This window comes from Staphylococcus sp. SB1-57, from assembly GCF_017086425.1.
Lineage (GTDB): Bacteria > Bacillota > Bacilli > Staphylococcales > Staphylococcaceae > Staphylococcus > Staphylococcus warneri_A.
This window is the reverse complement of record NZ_CP070964.1, coordinates 1,458,803-1,477,492: the sequence shown is the minus strand read 5'-3', so window position 1 is coordinate 1,477,492 and position 18,690 is coordinate 1,458,803. Positions and strand designations below refer to the sequence as shown.

Genomic DNA, 18,690 nt, shown 5'->3' with positions numbered 1-18,690 from the left:
AGTATTAGAAATGAGGATTTTAAATGAATATACCAAATCAGATAACGGTATTTAGAGTTGTACTTATACCAGTATTTATCTTATTTGCATTAGTCAATTTTGGTTTTGGAAAAGTATCATTCCTAGGTGGATATGATATTAAAATAGAGCTTTTAATAAGTGGTTTGATCTTTATCATTGCATCATTAAGTGATTTCGCAGATGGCTATTTGGCTCGTAAATGGCAATTAGTTACAAACATGGGGAAATTTTTAGATCCATTAGCTGATAAGTTATTGGTTGCTAGTGCATTAATTGTGATGGTACAACTTGATTTAACCAATTCTATTGTTGCTATTATCATTATTGCTAGAGAATTTGCAGTAACTGGACTTAGATTATTACAAATTGAACAAGGTTTTGTAAGTGCAGCCGGTCAATTAGGTAAAATCAAAACAGCAGTTACTATGGTTGCCATTATTTGGATTTTATTAGGTGATCCTTTAGCAACTTGGATTGGATTCCCGATTGGACAGGTATTATTATATATCGGTGTTTTCTTTACTATTTTATCTGGTATTGAATACTTTTATAAAGGCAGAGATGTATTTAAACATTAATATTTTAGCGAGTTGAAATGACATTTTATTTCAACTCGTTTTTTATTTTGGACTTGAAGAATGATTTGAAGTGTCTAATAACTGAGTAATTCTCATTCTTAGATTTTAATTTTTTAAACGTTTATAATAGTGATATTACTTACATTCAAGTATTAAAAGGGGAGAAATATGTTATGAATATTTCAATAATTGCAGTAGGGTCAGAGTTACTATTAGGTCAAATAGCTAATACAAACGGTCAGTATTTATCCAAATTACTAAACGGAGTAGGTAAAAACGTTGTCGAACATACTGTTATTGGAGATAATCCTGAACGCTTAGAGTACATCATACGACAAGGACTAAAGCGATTTGACATGATTGTACTAACAGGTGGATTAGGTCCAACTAAAGACGATCTTACAAAGCATACAGTTGCCAAAGTATTAAATAAAGAATTAGTTATAGATCAACCATCTTTACAATATATATATAGTTATTTTGCAGACCAGGGACAAGTTATGACGCCAAACAATAAACAACAAGGGCTTGTTATTGAGGGAGCTACTGTACTACCAAATAAGAATGGTATGGCTCCTGGTATGTTAGTGGAAATTGAAGATAAACAGGTAGTATTATTACCAGGACCGCCTAAAGAAATGCAACCAATGGCGAAAAATGAGTTGTTACCCTATATTTTAGATGATGATAACGTCATCTTCTCAGAACAACTTAAATTTGCGGGAATAGGTGAGTCCAAAGTTGAAACTATCTTAATGGATTTAATCGACCAACAAACTAATCCTACTATTGCGCCACTTGCAGGAACACATGAAGTATATATCAGATTAACTGCAAACGCTGAAACTGAAGAAGAATGTCAGAAACTAATCCAACCGATGAAAAACGAAATTTTGAGTCGAATTGGTAATTACTACTTTGGATCTGATGATATCAGTATAGAAGAATCAGTGATGGAATGTATGGACACTTCATTTGCAATATATGACGGCGTCACTAATGGTGCATTATATACACGATTGAAAAATGTAGATGATAGACAACTATTAAAAGGTGCATTACCACATTCTTCGCAATTTGTTGATAGCGAATTAAATATAAATGAACAATTATATGAGAGTGCTAAATACGTCCGAGATTTATTTAATGTAGAAATGGGTATGGCATTATTGCACGATGAAAATGAAGTTTATTTAGGAAAACTTGTCGGAGAAGAATTGGAAATTGAGTCATTTAAAATGTCTCAGAACAGAAATTTACTTAGAAGCAGAAGTCAAAATTATGCACTAATTAGATTATTAAAATGGTTAGAACAATCGAAATAAATCAATTACCGTTTAAATTAATAGCACGTTTGTTCGTTTTTGTATAATTAAATCTTGGAATAACGCGAACAAATATTCGCAAAATGCTTGTAATTTTATTTAAAAGCTTGTATAGTATGAATTAAGATATTAAACAGAAAACATTCTCAATTTAGGAGGTCTCGCTTTGGATAACGAACGTCAAAAAGCTCTCGATACAGTAATAAAAAATATGGAAAAATCATTTGGTAAAGGTGCAGTAATGAAATTAGGCGATAATAAAGGTCGCAGAGTTTCAAGTACATCAAGTGGTTCAGTTACATTAGATAACGCATTAGGTGTAGGTGGCTATCCTAAAGGAAGAATTATTGAAATATATGGACCAGAAAGTTCTGGTAAAACTACAGTTGCATTACATGCCATTGCAGAAACACAAAAAAATGGTGGCGTTGCTGCATTTATTGATGCTGAGCATGCTTTAGATCCTGTTTATGCTCAAGCATTAGGCGTAGATATTGATAACTTATACTTATCACAACCTGACCATGGGGAACAAGGTTTAGAGATTGCTGAAGCTTTTGTTCGTAGTGGTGCAGTGGATATCGTAGTAGTCGATTCAGTAGCTGCATTAACACCTAAAGCTGAAATTGAAGGTGAAATGGGAGATACACATGTTGGTTTACAAGCGAGATTAATGTCTCAAGCATTACGTAAACTCTCTGGTGCTATTTCTAAATCAAATACGACTGCTATCTTCATTAACCAAATTCGTGAAAAAGTAGGTGTAATGTTCGGTAATCCAGAAACAACACCAGGTGGAAGAGCATTGAAATTCTATAGTTCTGTTCGATTAGAAGTTCGTCGTGCCGAACAATTGAAGCAAGGACAAGAGATTGTTGGTAATAGAACTAAGATTAAAGTAGTTAAAAACAAAGTTGCACCACCATTTAGAGTTGCCGAAGTTGATATTATGTATGGTCAAGGTATCTCTAAAGAAGGCGAACTGATTGATCTTGGTGTTGAAAATGAAATCGTTGATAAATCTGGTGCTTGGTATTCTTATAATGGGGAAAGAATGGGACAAGGTAAAGAAAACGTTAAAACTTACCTTAAAGAAAATCCTCAAATTAAAGATGAAATTGATCAAAAACTACGTGAAAAGCTCGGTATTTTTGATGGTGACGTAGAAGAAAAAGAAGAAGACGCTCCGAAGTCATTATTTGATGAAGAGTAAAATAATTTAATGTATTGAAAGAGGTCAAGACAAAAGTATTTAGGATATGAGCAGAACTGATTGATGAACAAAATTGCTATTAAAATTTTGTTGAATCGTGTGAGTTTCTTGTTCAACAAGCAGTAATCATTAGTTTTCAATTAGAAAACTAACGAATACTGCAGATAAATCCTGCTATGGGGATGCTGTTTATCGGTTATCCAGAGTATAAAAACTTTATGTCTTCACCTCTTTTTTTATTTATATAGAAAACTAAAAGTTAAAAATTAAATCTTGTAATATAAGTATTTAATACATTTATGATACTGATAAGTTCAAATTGATATCTTGACACTTATAAGTGTAAAACCGTACAATTAGTATGTATGATTCTTATATAATTTCATATAATCATATTGATTTTGATATACAGAGCAAACCCTAGATAAAGGAGGTGTTTATGTGAATTTATTAGGCCTCCTACTCATTTTGCTGGGTATAATTCTAGGCGTTGTTGTAGGGTATGTTGTTGCCCGAAATTTATTGCATCAAAAACAAGTTCAGGCTAGACAAACTGCCGATGACATTGTTAATCAAGCACACAAAGAAGCAGACAACACTAAGAAAGAAAAATTGCTTGAAGCAAAAGAAGAAAACCAAATTTTAAGAGAACAAACTGAAAATGAACTACGTGAAAGACGTGGTGAATTACAAAAACAAGAAACCCGACTTCTTCAAAAAGAAGAGAACTTAGAGCGAAAATCTGATCTATTGGATAAAAAAGATGAGATTTTAGAGCAAAAAGAATCAAAAATTGAAGAAAGACAACAACAAGTAGATGCAAAAGAGAGTAGTGTTCAAACATTAATAATGAAGCATGAACAAGAATTAGAACGCATCTCCGGTCTCACTCAAGAAGAAGCTGTAAATGAGCAACTTCAACGAGTTGAAGAAGAACTGTCACAAGATATTGCAATACTTGTTAAGGAAAAAGAAAGAGAAGCTAAAGAAAAAGTAGATAAAACCGCAAAAGAATTGTTAGCTACTACAGTACAAAGATTAGCAGCAGATCATACAACTGAGTCAACCGTATCAGTTGTAAACTTGCCAAATGATGAAATGAAAGGTCGAATAATCGGACGTGAAGGAAGAAATATTCGAACACTTGAAACACTTACGGGAATCGATTTAATTATCGATGATACTCCAGAAGCTGTCATTTTATCTGGTTTTGATCCTATCAGAAGAGAAATCGCTAGAACAGCTTTAGTTAATCTAGTTTCAGATGGAAGAATCCATCCTGGACGCATTGAAGATATGGTCGAAAAAGCTAGAAAAGAAGTAGACGATATCATTAGAGATGCTGGTGAACAAGCAACATTCGAAATCAATGTTCATAACATGCATCCTGACTTAGTTAAAATACTTGGCCGTTTAAATTACCGTACAAGTTATGGACAAAATGTGCTTAAACATTCAATTGAGGTAGCACATTTATCAGGAATGTTAGCAGCCGAACTAGGTGAAGATGTTACTTTAGCGAAACGTGCTGGCTTACTTCATGATGTTGGTAAAGCAATAGATCATGAAGTCGAAGGTAGTCACGTAGAAATAGGTGTTGAATTAGCGAAAAAATATGGTGAAAATGAAACAATCATTAATGCTATTCATTCTCATCATGGTGATGTTGAACCAACATCTATTATCTCAATTTTAGTTGCAGCAGCTGATGCATTATCAGCAGCTCGTCCTGGCGCTCGTAAAGAAACATTAGAAAATTATATTCGTCGTTTAGAGCGTTTAGAAACACTTTCTGAAAGTTATGATGGTGTTGAAAAAGCATTCGCAATTCAAGCAGGAAGAGAAATCCGTGTGGTAGTATCTCCTGAAGAAATAGATGATTTAAAATCATATCGATTGGCTAGAGATATTAAAACTCAAATTGAGGATGAATTACAATATCCAGGTCATATCAAAGTGACAGTTGTTCGAGAGACTAGAGCAGTAGAATATGCTAAATAATTTCTTACCCCTGATCATCGTAAAGGTGATTGGGGGTTTTTATGTTAAAAAAAGTGATTATTGATTTTCATCAAATCAATAATCACTTTTTCATATTATGTTAGTATTAAAATTGTTTATTTTAATTGTAAATCTGTTTTTTTCAATTCTTGGATAATTTCAGCTGTGTCATAACAGTTAGTAGCGATGTTAGCGTATCTTTCAGCTAAGCGATATGCATTGATATATAATTTTAAGCTATCTTTTGCGATATCTTCCACATCTTCTGATTTAGATGGGTTAGCACTTACTACTAATTCTGCAAATTTTTCAGGATCGATATTAATAGACATTTATTATTTACAACTCCTAAACTTTTGATAAACATATACTAACATAATATATGTTGATAAAAAAGCAAAGACAGTTATTACTCAAATAAATAATTTTCAAAGAGTACTTTAAATAAAGTTATCTATCTATTAAACTTATTTGTATGAGAGGATGAACATGCCATGAGAATATTATTTATAGGAGATATCGTTGGTAAGATTGGAAGAAATGCGATTTCAACATATTTACCTAAGTTAAAACAAGAATATCGTCCTACCGTTTCCATTGTAAATGCAGAAAATGCAGCACACGGTAAAGGACTGACAGAAAAAATATATAAGCAATTACTTCGTGAAGGCGTTGATTTTATGACAATGGGTAATCATACATATGGTCAACGTGAAATTTATGAATTTATCGATGAAGCTAAAAGAATGGTCAGACCAGCTAACTTCCCGAGCGAAGCACCTGGCGTGGGTATGCGCATTATTCAAATTAATGATATTAAGTTAGCGATTATTAATCTACAAGGTAGAGCTTTTATGCAAGATATAGATGATCCATTTAAAAAGGCTGATGAACTTGTTAAAGAAGCACAAAATGTGACACCTTATATTTTTTTAGACTTTCATGCTGAAACGACATCAGAAAAAAATGCTATGGGGTGGTATTTAGATGGTCGAGTTAGTGCGGTAGTTGGTACACATACTCATATCCAAACTTCAGATAATCGTATCTTACCTAGTGGAACTGGATATATTACTGATGTTGGTATGACAGGATTTTACGATGGCATATTAGGTATTAATAGAGATGAAGTGATAGAACGATTTATTACAAGTTTACCTCAACGTCATGTAGTTCCTGACAATGGTCGAAGCGTGTTATCTGGTGTTATCATTGATATAGATAAGAATGGTAAAACGACTAACATTGAAAGAATACTGATTAATGACGATAATCCTATGAAATTATAGTGCAATGACATGTGACATAACAGTTACAATTAGTTATCGTCCATTAGTATGAATTTAAAAACACGCCACTGTTTACATAGTAATACAGTGGTTCTTTTTGTTATCATTTAATATGAATTAAAACCACAGGAGGCTTATGATATGAAATCACAAATATCATGGAAAGTGGGCGGACAACAAGGTGAAGGTATTGAATCAACTGGTGAAATCTTTGCGACTGCAATGAATAGAAAAGGTTATTTCCTATATGGTTATAGGCACTTTTCAAGCCGTATCAAAGGTGGGCACACAAACAATAAAATTCGAGTGTCTACATCTCCAGTACATGCAATAAGTGATGATTTAGATATTTTAATTGCATTTGATCAAGAGACTATTGAAGTTAATCATCATGAAATGCGCGAAGATAGCATCATTATTGCTGATTCAAAGGCGAAACCAGTTAAACCTGAAAATTGTCAGGCACAACTTATAGACTTACCGTTTACAAGTACTGCAAAAGAATTAGGCACTGCATTAATGAAAAATATGGTGGCAATCGGTGCTACATCAGCATTAATGCATTTAGATACATCTACATTTGAAGATTTAATTACTAATATGTTCACTAAAAAAGGTGACAAAGTTGTTGAAATGAATATTCAAGCATTAAATCAAGGCTATCAACTAATGAAAGAACAATTAGCCGATATCAATGGTGACTTTGAATTACAAGAAAGTAATGAAGCACCACATCTTTATATGATTGGGAATGATGCTATCGGATTAGGTGCTATTTCAGCAGGCTCTAGATTTATGGCTGCATATCCAATTACACCTGCGTCAGAAATTATGGAGTATATGATTGCTAATTTACCTAAAGTAGGCGGAACAGTAGTTCAAACTGAAGATGAAATCGCAGCTGCAACGATGTCTATTGGTGCAAATTATGCAGGGGTTAGAGGTTTTACAGCTAGTGCAGGTCCAGGATTGTCATTAATGATGGAATCGATAGGCTTATCAGGTATGACTGAAACGCCATTTGTTGTGATTAATACACAACGTGGTGGTCCATCAACTGGTTTACCAACAAAGCAAGAACAAGCTGACTTAATGCAAATGATTTATGGCACACATGGCGATATTCCTAAAATTGTTGTTGCACCTACTGATGCAGAAGATGCATTTTATTTAACGATGGAAGCATTTAACTTAGCAGAAGAATACCAATGTCCTGTAATTATCTTAAGTGATTTACAATTATCATTAGGTAAACAAACCGTTAAAAACCTAGATTATAATAAAATTCAAATTAAACGTGGTGAACTAATCCAATCTGATATAGAACGAGAAGAAGATGATAAATCATACTTCCGCAGATATGCATTAACAGGTAGTGGTATTTCACCTAGACCTATTCCAGGTACAAAAGGTGGTATTCATCATATAACTGGTGTTGAACATAACGAAGAAGGTAAGACAAGTGAAGCTGCTACAAATCGTCAACAACAAATGGATAAACGTATGAGAAAAACGAAAAATCTTCTAATAGAAAAACCTGTAGAACTTACTGAAAATCATGAACAAGCAGATATTTTATATATTGGATTCATTTCTAGTAAAGGGGCAATTCAAGAAGGGGCAGAACGTTTAAACAATCAAAATGTTGCTGTTAATACATTACAAATTAGACAATTGCATCCTTTCCCTACAGAAACGATTCAAAATGCAATTGATAAAGCTCAAAAAGTAGTTATTGCAGAACATAACTATCAAGGACAATTAGCAAGTATAATTAAAATGAATGTTAATATTCAAGATAAATTGGTGAATCAAACGAAATATGATGGCACACCATTCTTACCACATGAAATTGAAGATAAAGGTTTAGAAGTTGCCAAAGAATTAAAGGAGTTGGTCTAATTGGCTACATTTAAAGATTTTAGAAATAATGTTAAGCCAAACTGGTGTCCTGGGTGTGGCGATTTCTCTGTTCAAGCGGCTATACAAAAAGCAGCAGCAAATGTAGGACTAGAACCTGAGGAAGTTGCACTCATTACAGGAATTGGTTGTTCAGGTAGATTATCTGGTTATATAAATGCATATGGGGTTCATGCGATACATGGTCGTGCATTACCACTTGCACAAGGCGTAAAAATGGCTAATAAAGATTTAACTGTTATCGCTTCTGGTGGAGATGGTGATGGATATGCTATTGGTATGGGTCATACAATTCACGCTTTACGTAGAAATATGAATATGACATATATTGTCATGGATAATCAAATTTACGGATTGACAAAAGGGCAAACATCACCTTCATCTGCTGTAGGCTTTGTGACTAAATCAACACCAAAAGGTAATATCGAGAAAAATGTAGCACCTCTAGAATTGGCATTATCATCAGGCGCAACATTTGTAGCACAAGGTTTTTCAAGTGATATCAAAGCACTAACGAAATTAATTGAAGACGCTATCAACCATGATGGCTTTTCATTTGTAAATGTGTTTTCACCATGTGTGACTTATAATAAAATTAATACTTATGACTGGTTTAAAGAAAACTTAATTAGTATTGACGATATTGAAAATTATGATCCAACTAATAAACAACTAGCCATTCAAACTGTGTTGGAACATGAATCACTAGTTAAAGGTATTGTTTACCAAGATACAGAAACACCTTCATATGAATCACAAATTGAAGAAATGGAAGGCGAAGCATTAGCTAAAAAAGATATTCACATTTCTGAAGAAACATTTAATGATTTAACAAAACAATTTGTATAACTTTAATGAATTAACCTGAGGCACAATAAAGATGGCTCAGGTTAATTTTATATGTGACTTAAATATTCAAATCATAAGAAATATTTATTTAACTACATATCCTTGATTTTATAAAAATATTTTTATTATTGAAACACTCCAATTTTTTAATTTGAAAAGTGAATAAAAAAATTATAAAATTGTAAGTATTATAATGATTTTGTAAATTAGAATTAAAAATATAAAGATGGTGGAATAGAATAACAAGGATTAACTGAGGAGGTATAGGGATGGATAAATATAGTACGATGAATGAATTACAAAAATATACTAATGAAGATAAAGATTGGCATATCGAATCCATAGATAATCATCATGATGTTACTATTCTAGCTATTCATGGCGGTGGTATTGAACCTGCAACTAGTGAATTAGCATTAGTCACTGCACAAACTAATGATTATAACTTTTTTACGTTTAAAGGGGATAGAAGCAAAGGTAATAATGAATTACATGTGACTTCAATTCACTATGATAATGATACAGCATGTCAATTGACTCAAAAAAGTAAAAGAGCTATTTCAATACATGGATGTACTGGACATGAATCAGTCGCTTACATCGGTGGGAAAGATGAAGCGTTAATTGAACTTATCACATCAGAACTTGATAAAATTGGTGTGAATGTGGAGCATGCACCTTCTACAATGTCTGGTAAGCAAAAAGAGAATATTGTGAATCAAACTCGTATTAAGGGTGGCGTTCAACTTGAATTGACGAAATCTTTAAGAAAGCAATTTTTTAAAGATGGAAAAATTGGTCGTAAAAGTAGAGAAGATAAAAATAATTGGGATGATTTTTTATATGATTTTGCTAATGCACTTGCAACAGCACTTGATAAAGTAGAAAATGAGAGTTGAATATAAGTAATCATATAGAACGATATATTATATAAATTGAGGTGCATAAAATGATCGATACACTAATGAGTATTCAAATTATACCGAAAACACCAAAAAATGAGGATGTTATTCCATATGTTGATGAAGCAATTAAAATCATTGATCAATCTGGTTTACATTATCGCGTAGGGCCTCTCGAGACAACAGTCCAAGGAGACATGAATGAATGTTTAATTTTAATACAAAAATTAAATCAACGAATGGTTGAATTAGAGTGTCCAAGTATAATAAGTCAAGTTAAGTTTTATCATGTGCCAGAAGGTATAGAAATAGAAACATTAACTGGAAAATATGATGCAGGGTAAAATAATAATATCTAAAGCATATTCTAACAAATGATAAATTTTAAAATCATAGTGCATAAATGAGGCAGGACCAAAAGCTAGTCATTTTGATATAGATAGAAAAGAGATTTTCTTCGTCAATTTTTCGTATTGATAATCATGCTAGTGGCTTTGGTCTTAGCCTTTTTTGTATGATTGAATGATGACGCTTTTTGCACTTTTGTATTAAATTTAATATAATGTAGAAATGATATATGGGCATATAGAAAGGATTTTTAATAGTGAATGAAGAGCAGAGAAAAGCTGGTACGATAGATATTTTAGCAGAACGTAATCGTAAAGAAGAAAAAGATTATAGCAAATATTTTGAACATGTGTATCAACCACCTAATTTAAAAGAAGCTAAAAAGCGTGGGAAACAAGAAGTTGAATACAATAGAGACTTTCAAATAGATGAAAAATATCGTGGCATGGGTAAAGAACGTACATTTTTAATAAAAACATACGGGTGTCAAATGAATGCACATGATACTGAAGTTATGGCGGGGATTTTAGAAGCTTTAGGTTATAGTGCAACGACTGATATTAACACTGCTGATGTCATTTTAATCAATACATGTGCAATTCGTGAGAATGCAGAAAATAAAGTGTTTAGTGAAATCGGTAACTTGAAACATTTAAAAAAGGAAAGACCTGATTGTTTAATTGGGGTATGCGGGTGTATGTCTCAAGAAGAATCAGTTGTAAACAAAATATTAAAATCATACCAAAACGTTGATATGATTTTCGGTACACACAATATCCATCGTCTACCAGAAATATTAGAAGAAGCCTACTTATCAAAAGCAATGGTTGTTGAAGTATGGTCTAAAGAAGGAGATGTTATTGAAAATCTTCCTAAAGTACGTGATGGTCATATAAAAGCATGGGTAAATATTATGTATGGTTGCGATAAGTTCTGTACATATTGCATCGTGCCATTTACTAGAGGTAAAGAACGTAGTCGTAGACCAGAAGACATTATTGATGAAGTAAGAGAGTTGGCTAGAGAAGGTTATCAAGAAATTACATTATTAGGTCAAAATGTTAATTCTTATGGTAAAGATATTGAAGGACTAGACTATGGATTAGGCGATTTACTAGAAGATATTTCTAAAATTGATATTCCGAGAGTAAGATTTACAACTAGCCATCCATGGGACTTTACAGATCGTATGATTGAAGTAATTGCTAATGGAGGTAATATTGTTCCGCATATCCATTTACCAGTACAATCAGGTAATAACGCAGTATTAAAAATTATGGGAAGAAAATATACGAGAGAAAGTTATTTAGATTTAGTATCTCGCATAAAAGAAGCCATTCCTAATATTGCCTTAACGACGGATATTATTGTTGGTTATCCTAATGAAACTGAAGAACAATTTGAGGATACTTTAACTTTATATGATGAAGTAGGATTTGAGCATGCCTACACGTATTTATATTCTCAAAGAGATGGTACACCAGCTGCGAAAATGAAAGACAACGTACCTACAGAAGTTAAAAAAGAACGTCTACAACGCTTAAATAAAAAAGTCGGAGAGTACTCTCAAAAAGCTATGAGCCAATATGAAAATGAAATTGTCACAGTGTTATGTGAAGGCTCAAGTAAAAAAGATGATTCTGTTTTAGCGGGTTATACTTCAAAAAATAAATTAGTCAATTTTAAAGCACCAAAAGAAATGGTTGGCAAGCTAGTAGATGTTAAGATTGATGAAGCTAAACAATATTCTTTAAATGGTACCTTTATAGGAGAACATCAAAGAGAATTGGTGATGCAATAATAATGTATAACAAAACACAAATACTTTCTAATGCAGATCAATTAGCGCAGAAGATTAAAAACTTAGAAATGATCAAAGAATATCAATCAATTGAATCACAAATTCATAATAATAAAGCGATTGAAAATAAAATGAATCAATTAAAAAAGCAACAGAAGCAATCAGTTAACTTACAAAATTATGGTAAGGAAACGGCATTTCACCAGTCAGAGAATCAAATACATCAGTTAGAAAATGAAATCAATGAATTGCCGATTGTTGAAGAGTTCCGTGCATCACAGTACGAAGCTAATGATTTATTACAAATGATGATTAATACAATGGAAAATCGCTTAAATGAGCATAATGAGAACTACCACGATAAATAAATTGGATAAGGAGACAATGCATTGAATATTAGAAAATTAACCATAACAGCGCTATTAATAGCGATTAATGTCATCTTAAGCAGTATCATTGTCATCCCACTTGGTCCAATCAAAGCAGCACCTATGCAACACTTAGTTAATGTACTTTGTGCAGTTTTTGTAGGGCCTTGGTATGGATTAGCTCAGGCTTTAATATCATCCATTTTACGCGTAACATTTGGTACAGGAAGTGTATTTGCATTTCCAGGCAGTATGATCGGTGTGTTATTAGCTAGTTTATTTTACATGTATCGTAAACATATTTTTATGGCTGCAGTAGGTGAGGTTTTAGGCACGGGTATTATAGGCAGTTTGATCTGTATTCCATTAGCATGGATACTTAACTTACAAAACTTCTTTGTAAAACCGCTTATGACTGCTTTCATTGTATCTAGTATTATCGGTGCAGCTATTAGTTATGTGTTATTAATAATATTAAAAAGACGAGGCCTCTTAGATCGTTTTCAAAAATAATGATTGAGTACGTATAGTCCAATGTGTAACTGTAATGATTTAGTACATGGGATTATGCGTATTTTTTATGCTTCATTTTGGATAATGGGCTAGATGTGATTGTATATGTTAAAATAGATGAGTTAAATAATACGTAAAAAATTACATAAATTTATTGAACCATATTAATAAAAAGACTATAAAATAAGGGTTGTGAAGAACTTTATGTCAAATGTGACACCAATGATGCAACAATATTTAAAAATCAAATCAGAATATGATGACTGCTTGTTATTCTTTAGACTTGGAGACTTTTATGAAATGTTCTTCGATGATGCTAAAGAAGCATCAAGAGTATTAGAGATTACGCTAACAAAAAGAGATGCCAAAAAAGATAATCCTATACCTATGTGTGGCGTTCCATATCACTCAGCAGATAGTTATATAGAGACGCTAATTAATAACGGGTATAAAGTAGCGATTTGCGAACAGATGGAAGACCCAAAACAAACTAAAGGTATGGTTAAAAGAGAAGTTGTTCGAATCGTAACGCCAGGGACAGTTATGGATCAAGGTGGCGTGGATGAAAAGCAAAATAACTATATCTTGAGTTTTATACAATCTCCTCATGAATATGCATTAAGTTATTGTGATATTTCAACAGGTGAATTGAAAACTACACATTTTGAAGATGAAGCTACATTATTAAATGAAATCACAACTATCAATCCCAATGAAATAGTTATTTGTGAGCCTTTATCTGAGAATATGCAACGACAAATTAATATGATTACCGAAACCATAACAGTTCGAGATGAGATTGCAAATCAATATTTTGAAGTGAATAACATTGAACATCAGCACATGCAACAATCAACGCAATTATTGTTAGATTATATACAACATACACAAAAAAGAGATTTATCACACTTAGAAGATGTCCAACAATATGCTGCTATTGATTTTATGAAGATGGATTTCTATGCTAAAAGAAATTTAGAATTAACAGAAAGCATTAGATTGAAATCTAAAAAAGGGACACTTCTATGGTTGATGGATGAAACCAAGACGCCAATGGGTGCAAGACGACTGAAACAATGGATAGACCGTCCGTTAATATATAAACAACAAATCGAAGAACGATTAAATATCGTTGATGAGTTTATCAATCATTTTATTGAACGAGATACATTGAGAAACTATTTGAATCAAGTATATGACATAGAAAGATTAGTAGGTCGTGTAAGTTACGGAAATGTAAATGCACGCGATTTAATTCAACTTAAACATTCAATTAGTGAAATACCTAATATAAAGCAATTATTAAGTCAATTAGATAGCGATACGATTACGCAATTTGATGCACTCGAACCGCTTGATGACTTACTCGAAGTATTAGAGAATAGTTTGGTTGAAGAACCACCTATTTCAGTCAAAGATGGTGGCCTATTTAAATCAGGATTTAATCACCAATTAGATGAATATTTAGAAGCTTCACGTAATGGTAAATCTTGGCTTGCTGAATTACAAGCCAAAGAAAGAGAACGTACAGGCATTAAATCATTAAAAATAAGTTTTAATAAAGTATTTGGCTACTTTATCGAAATTACTCGTGCCAACCTACAAGGCTTTGATCCATCACAGTTTGGATATAATCGTAAACAAACATTATCTAATGCTGAGCGCTTTATAACAGATGAGTTAAAAGAAAAAGAAGATATTATTTTAGGTGCCGAAGACAAAGCAATAGAGTTAGAATATCAATTATTTGTCAAATTAAGAGAACATATTAAAGAATATACCGAGAGACTTCAAAAACAAGCTAAAATCATATCGGAACTGGATTGTTTACAAAGTTTCGCAGAAATAGCTCAAAAATATAATTATGTTCGACCACATTTTAGTGATGATAAAACATTAAAATTAAAAAATTCTAGACATCCAGTTGTTGAACGTGTCATGGATTATAATGATTACGTACCTAATGATTGTGCTTTAGATAATGACACATTTATTTATCTGATAACGGGCCCTAATATGTCTGGTAAATCGACTTATATGAGACAAATTGCAATTATTAGTATAATGGCTCAAATGGGTGCGTATGTACCTTGCGAATCTGCGACATTACCAATATTTGATCAGATTTTCACTCGTATTGGCGCTGCAGATGATTTAGTTTCAGGTAAAAGTACATTTATGGTAGAAATGTTAGAAGCTCAAAAAGCATTAACCTATGCTACTGAGGATAGTTTGATTATTTTCGATGAGATAGGAAGAGGAACGTCAACGTATGATGGTTTAGCGTTAGCACAAGCGATGATAGAGTATGTCGCACAAACCTCACATGCTAAAACGCTATTCTCAACACACTATCATGAACTGACGACATTAGATCAGCTATTACCATGTTTAAAAAATGTGCACGTAGCCGCCAATGAATATAAAGGAGAGCTCATCTTCTTACACAAAGTTAAAGATGGTGCGGTTGATGATAGTTATGGTATTCAAGTAGCGAAACTTGCTGATTTACCTGATGAAGTCATTCAAAGAGCACAAGTTATTTTGAATGATTTTGAACAAAAATCTGATAGTCCTGAACCTCAGATCGTTCAAACTGAATCATATCAAGCTGATGAAACTAAGGCACCTAATAAAAAGGCAAATCATGACAAGTGTGATGAGAAAGAAGCATCATTTGAACAAGCCGCATTTAACTTATTTGAATCGGAAACACAACAAAGCGAAATTGAAGCGCACATCAAATCATTAAACTTATCAAACATGACTCCAATCGAAGCATTGATAAAATTAAACGAATTACAAAATCAATTAAAATAGAGGTGTTGTAAATGGGAAAAATTAAAGAACTACAAACCTCCTTAGCTAATAAAATTGCAGCTGGCGAAGTAGTCGAAAGACCTAGTTCGGTTGTTAAAGAATTACTGGAAAATGCCATCGATGCCCAATCTACGGAAATAAATATTGAAGTAGAACAATCTGGTGTTGCATCAATACGTGTAGTAGACAACGGTACTGGAATAGAAGCTGATGATTTAAGTTTGGTATTTCATCGACATGCGACAAGTAAATTAGATGCAGATGATGATCTATTTCATATTAGAACATTAGGATTTCGCGGCGAAGCCTTAGCCAGTATCTCTTCAGTATCGAAAGTAACGTTACGTACATGTACAGATAATGAAAGTGGACATGAAATATATGCTGAGAATGGTGAAATTATTAACCAAAAACCAGCTAAAGCGAAAAAAGGCACGGATATCCTAGTAGAATCATTATTTTACAATACGCCGGCTAGATTAAAATATATTAAAAGTCTCTATACAGAGCTAGGAAAAATCACTGATATAGTTAACCGTATGGCAATGAGTCATCCTGATATAAGAATATCTCTTGTTTCTGATGGCAAGACACTACTCAAAACGAATGGTTCTGGGAAAACAAATGAAGTAATGGCAGAAATATATGGCATGAAAGTGGCAAAAGATCTCGTACATATCACAGGTGATACAAGTGATTACCATCTAGAAGGATATGTAGCTAGACCTGAACATTCAAGAAGTAACAAACATTATATTTCTATATTTATTAATGGTAGATATATTAAAAATTTCGTTTTGAATAAAGCCATTGTAGAAGGTTACCATACGTTACTAACTATTGGTCGATATCCTATTTGTTATATCAATATACAAATGGATCCTATATTAGTAGATGTCAATGTACATCCTACTAAACTTGAAGTGAGATTATCTAAAGAAGAACAACTATATGATTTGATAGTAGAAAAAATACGAGAAGCATTTAAAGATAAAATCCTTATTCCTAAAAATGATTTAGATACTCATCCAAAGAAAAATAAAGTGCTCAATAGCTTTGAACAACAAAAGTTAGACTTTGAACGTAAACAAAATGAAGTCCAAAATCGTCCACAATCATCTGAAGATGAGAGACAAGAAGATTTAAGTGCAACCACATTAGATAAAGTTGAGAATCAAAATATTTCACAAGTGAATGAAGACAATGAAAGTACATTGTTTAATGACTCTCAATATATTAACCGTAATCATGATGATTATTACTTCAATAATCAAAAAGATATTTTAAATGAATTAGATAATCAAAATGAGACACTAAAACAAGAAGAAAATCAAAATGAAAATGACATTAAAGGTACAGTAAGTGCTTCAACACGTCGACGTGTACCATATATGGAAGTTGTCGGACAAGTTCATGGCACATATATCATTGCTCAAAACGAAAATGGCATGTTTATGATTGATCAGCATGCTGCTCAAGAACGTATTAAATACGAGTATTTTAGAGAAAAGATTGGGGAAGTAACAAATGAAGTTCAAAACTTGTTAATTCCAATGACATTTCATTTCTCAAAAGATGAACAGTTCATTATAGATCAGTATCAAGAAGAATTAGACAGAGTAGGCGTACACCTTGAACATTTCGGTGGACATGATTATATTGTTAATAGTTATCCAGTTTGGTTTCCAAAAGCAGAAGCGGAAGAGATCATCAAAGATATGATAGAACTCGTATTAGAAAATAAAAAAATTGATGTGAAAAAAATGCGTGAAGATGCAGCAATAATGATGTCTTGTAAAAAGTCGATTAAAGCTAATCATTATCTTAAAAATAATGAGATGGCAGATTTAATTGATCAATTGCGTGAAATGGAAGATCCATTTACATGCCCGCACGGAAGACCCATTATCATTAACTTTTCGAATTACGAATTAGAAAAATTATTTAAACGTGTAATGTAGAGAGGAGCAATCATTTGAAAGAAAATATACTCCCGGCAATTAGAAATATGAAAGATTTAGATAAGCTCATTAAAACCGAATATAAATCATGTGTACTGTTGGATATGCATATCGGTCATCTTAAAAGTATATTAGATCTTTTGAAAAATAAAGGTATTGAATGTTATATCCATATTGATTTAATTAAAGGGTTAAGTCATGACGAATATTCTTGTGAATATATTATTCAACAATATAAACCTAAAGGCATCGTTTCAACAAAGACTAAAGTGATTAAAAAAGCAAAGTCGCTAAATACGCTAACTATCTTTAGAGTGTTTATTATAGATAGTCAGGCTTTAAGTCGGAGTATTGAATTAATCCAAAAGGTACAACCAGATTTCGTTGAAGTGCTACCGGGTATTGCACACAAAGCAGTAAGATGTATTCAAGAAGAGACTGATACATCTGTGATTGCAGGTGGATTGATTAGTGAAGTATCTGAAGTAGAAGAGGCCATTAATAATGGTGCAGAATATATTACAACAAGCAATCAAAAATTATGGTAACAATAGAATAATATCTCTATGAATAAGTGTAGGAATCAGTCGAACTGTTGAGTCGCTGATTCCTTTTTATATATCAAAAATGAGTTGAGTAATGAGGATTGAAATGAAATAAATTTGACAAATTTATAACAAAAATATTGACAACGCTTACAACATAACTGTAATATATAACCAAGTTATTAAAAGTTAATATTAGAATAGAGAAGGGGAGATTTCTGCAGCTTTATAACGTT

Annotated in this window: 16 protein-coding genes; 15 read left to right on the top strand and 1 reads right to left on the bottom strand. The window is 32.4% G+C overall.

The window, feature by feature from the left end; genetic code table 11:
• Positions 1 to 23: 23 nt before the first annotated feature.
• The 4 genes from pgsA to rny all read left to right on the top strand — a co-directional run bounded on the left by pgsA (position 24) and on the right by rny (position 5,138).
• Positions 24 to 599 (top strand): CDP-diacylglycerol--glycerol-3-phosphate 3-phosphatidyltransferase, encoded by a 576-nt coding sequence (gene pgsA / locus JX000_RS07305; RefSeq protein WP_002450528.1) that lies wholly within the window; start codon positions 24 to 26, stop codon positions 597 to 599.
• Between the two features lie 173 nt (positions 600 to 772).
• Complete coding sequence (locus tag JX000_RS07300) at positions 773 to 1,924, top strand: CinA family nicotinamide mononucleotide deamidase-related protein (protein ID WP_206140562.1); 1,152 nt, start codon at positions 773 to 775, stop codon at positions 1,922 to 1,924.
• Positions 1,925 to 2,090: 166 nt separating this feature from the next.
• On the top strand, positions 2,091 to 3,137 hold the full coding sequence (gene recA, locus JX000_RS07295) for a recombinase RecA (RefSeq protein ID WP_002451246.1): 1,047 nt from the start codon (positions 2,091 to 2,093) through the stop codon (positions 3,135 to 3,137).
• 441 nt (positions 3,138 to 3,578) lie between these two features.
• Positions 3,579 to 5,138, top strand: coding sequence for a ribonuclease Y (gene rny / locus JX000_RS07290; protein ID WP_002451247.1), 1,560 nt, complete (start codon positions 3,579 to 3,581; stop codon positions 5,136 to 5,138).
• Positions 5,139 to 5,254: 116 nt separating this feature from the next.
• On the opposite strand, the gene JX000_RS07285 is transcribed toward rny, so the two are convergent.
• Entirely contained in the window at positions 5,255 to 5,470 is a 216-nt protein-coding gene (locus JX000_RS07285) for a hypothetical protein (RefSeq protein WP_002451248.1), read from the bottom strand.
• Between the two features lie 162 nt (positions 5,471 to 5,632).
• On the opposite strand from JX000_RS07285, the gene JX000_RS07280 reads away from it, so the two are divergent.
• From JX000_RS07280 to JX000_RS07230, 11 genes are all read left to right on the top strand, one after another.
• The gene (locus tag JX000_RS07280; RefSeq protein ID WP_049425163.1) at positions 5,633 to 6,427 is read left to right on the top strand and encodes a TIGR00282 family metallophosphoesterase; all 795 of its coding nucleotides are present in this window, start codon (positions 5,633 to 5,635) and stop codon (positions 6,425 to 6,427) included.
• Positions 6,428 to 6,568: 141 nt separating this feature from the next.
• Positions 6,569 to 8,329: a 2-oxoacid:acceptor oxidoreductase subunit alpha gene (locus JX000_RS07275; protein WP_075777956.1), complete on the top strand. Its 1,761-nt coding sequence runs from the start codon at positions 6,569 to 6,571 to the stop codon at positions 8,327 to 8,329.
• Positions 8,330 to 9,196 (top strand): 2-oxoacid:ferredoxin oxidoreductase subunit beta, encoded by an 867-nt coding sequence (locus JX000_RS07270; RefSeq protein ID WP_002451251.1) that lies wholly within the window; start codon positions 8,330 to 8,332, stop codon positions 9,194 to 9,196.
• A gap of 269 nt (positions 9,197 to 9,465) precedes the next feature.
• Positions 9,466 to 10,095, top strand: coding sequence for a poly-gamma-glutamate hydrolase family protein (locus tag JX000_RS07265; RefSeq protein ID WP_049425167.1), 630 nt, complete (start codon positions 9,466 to 9,468; stop codon positions 10,093 to 10,095).
• Positions 10,096 to 10,145: 50 nt separating this feature from the next.
• A complete protein-coding gene (locus JX000_RS07260; protein WP_002451253.1) occupies positions 10,146 to 10,442 on the top strand; it encodes a thiamine-binding protein in 297 nt (98 codons plus the stop codon).
• 260 nt (positions 10,443 to 10,702) lie between these two features.
• Positions 10,703 to 12,247, top strand: coding sequence for a tRNA (N6-isopentenyl adenosine(37)-C2)-methylthiotransferase MiaB (miaB, locus tag JX000_RS07255; RefSeq protein WP_002451254.1), 1,545 nt, complete (start codon positions 10,703 to 10,705; stop codon positions 12,245 to 12,247).
• A 2-nt stretch (positions 12,248 to 12,249) separates the two neighbouring features.
• The gene (locus JX000_RS07250) at positions 12,250 to 12,615 is read left to right on the top strand and encodes a YlbF/YmcA family competence regulator (protein ID WP_002451255.1); all 366 of its coding nucleotides are present in this window, start codon (positions 12,250 to 12,252) and stop codon (positions 12,613 to 12,615) included.
• 21 nt (positions 12,616 to 12,636) lie between these two features.
• Complete coding sequence (gene thiW / locus JX000_RS07245) at positions 12,637 to 13,128, top strand: energy coupling factor transporter S component ThiW (protein ID WP_002451256.1); 492 nt, start codon at positions 12,637 to 12,639, stop codon at positions 13,126 to 13,128.
• Positions 13,129 to 13,332: 204 nt separating this feature from the next.
• Positions 13,333 to 15,948: a DNA mismatch repair protein MutS gene (mutS, locus tag JX000_RS07240; RefSeq protein ID WP_049423385.1), complete on the top strand. Its 2,616-nt coding sequence runs from the start codon at positions 13,333 to 13,335 to the stop codon at positions 15,946 to 15,948.
• Between the two features lie 11 nt (positions 15,949 to 15,959).
• Entirely contained in the window at positions 15,960 to 17,909 is a 1,950-nt protein-coding gene (gene mutL / locus JX000_RS07235; RefSeq protein WP_049423384.1) for a DNA mismatch repair endonuclease MutL, read from the top strand.
• A gap of 14 nt (positions 17,910 to 17,923) precedes the next feature.
• On the top strand, positions 17,924 to 18,457 hold the full coding sequence (locus JX000_RS07230) for a glycerol-3-phosphate responsive antiterminator (protein WP_002451259.1): 534 nt from the start codon (positions 17,924 to 17,926) through the stop codon (positions 18,455 to 18,457).
• Positions 18,458 to 18,690: the final 233 nt, after the last annotated feature.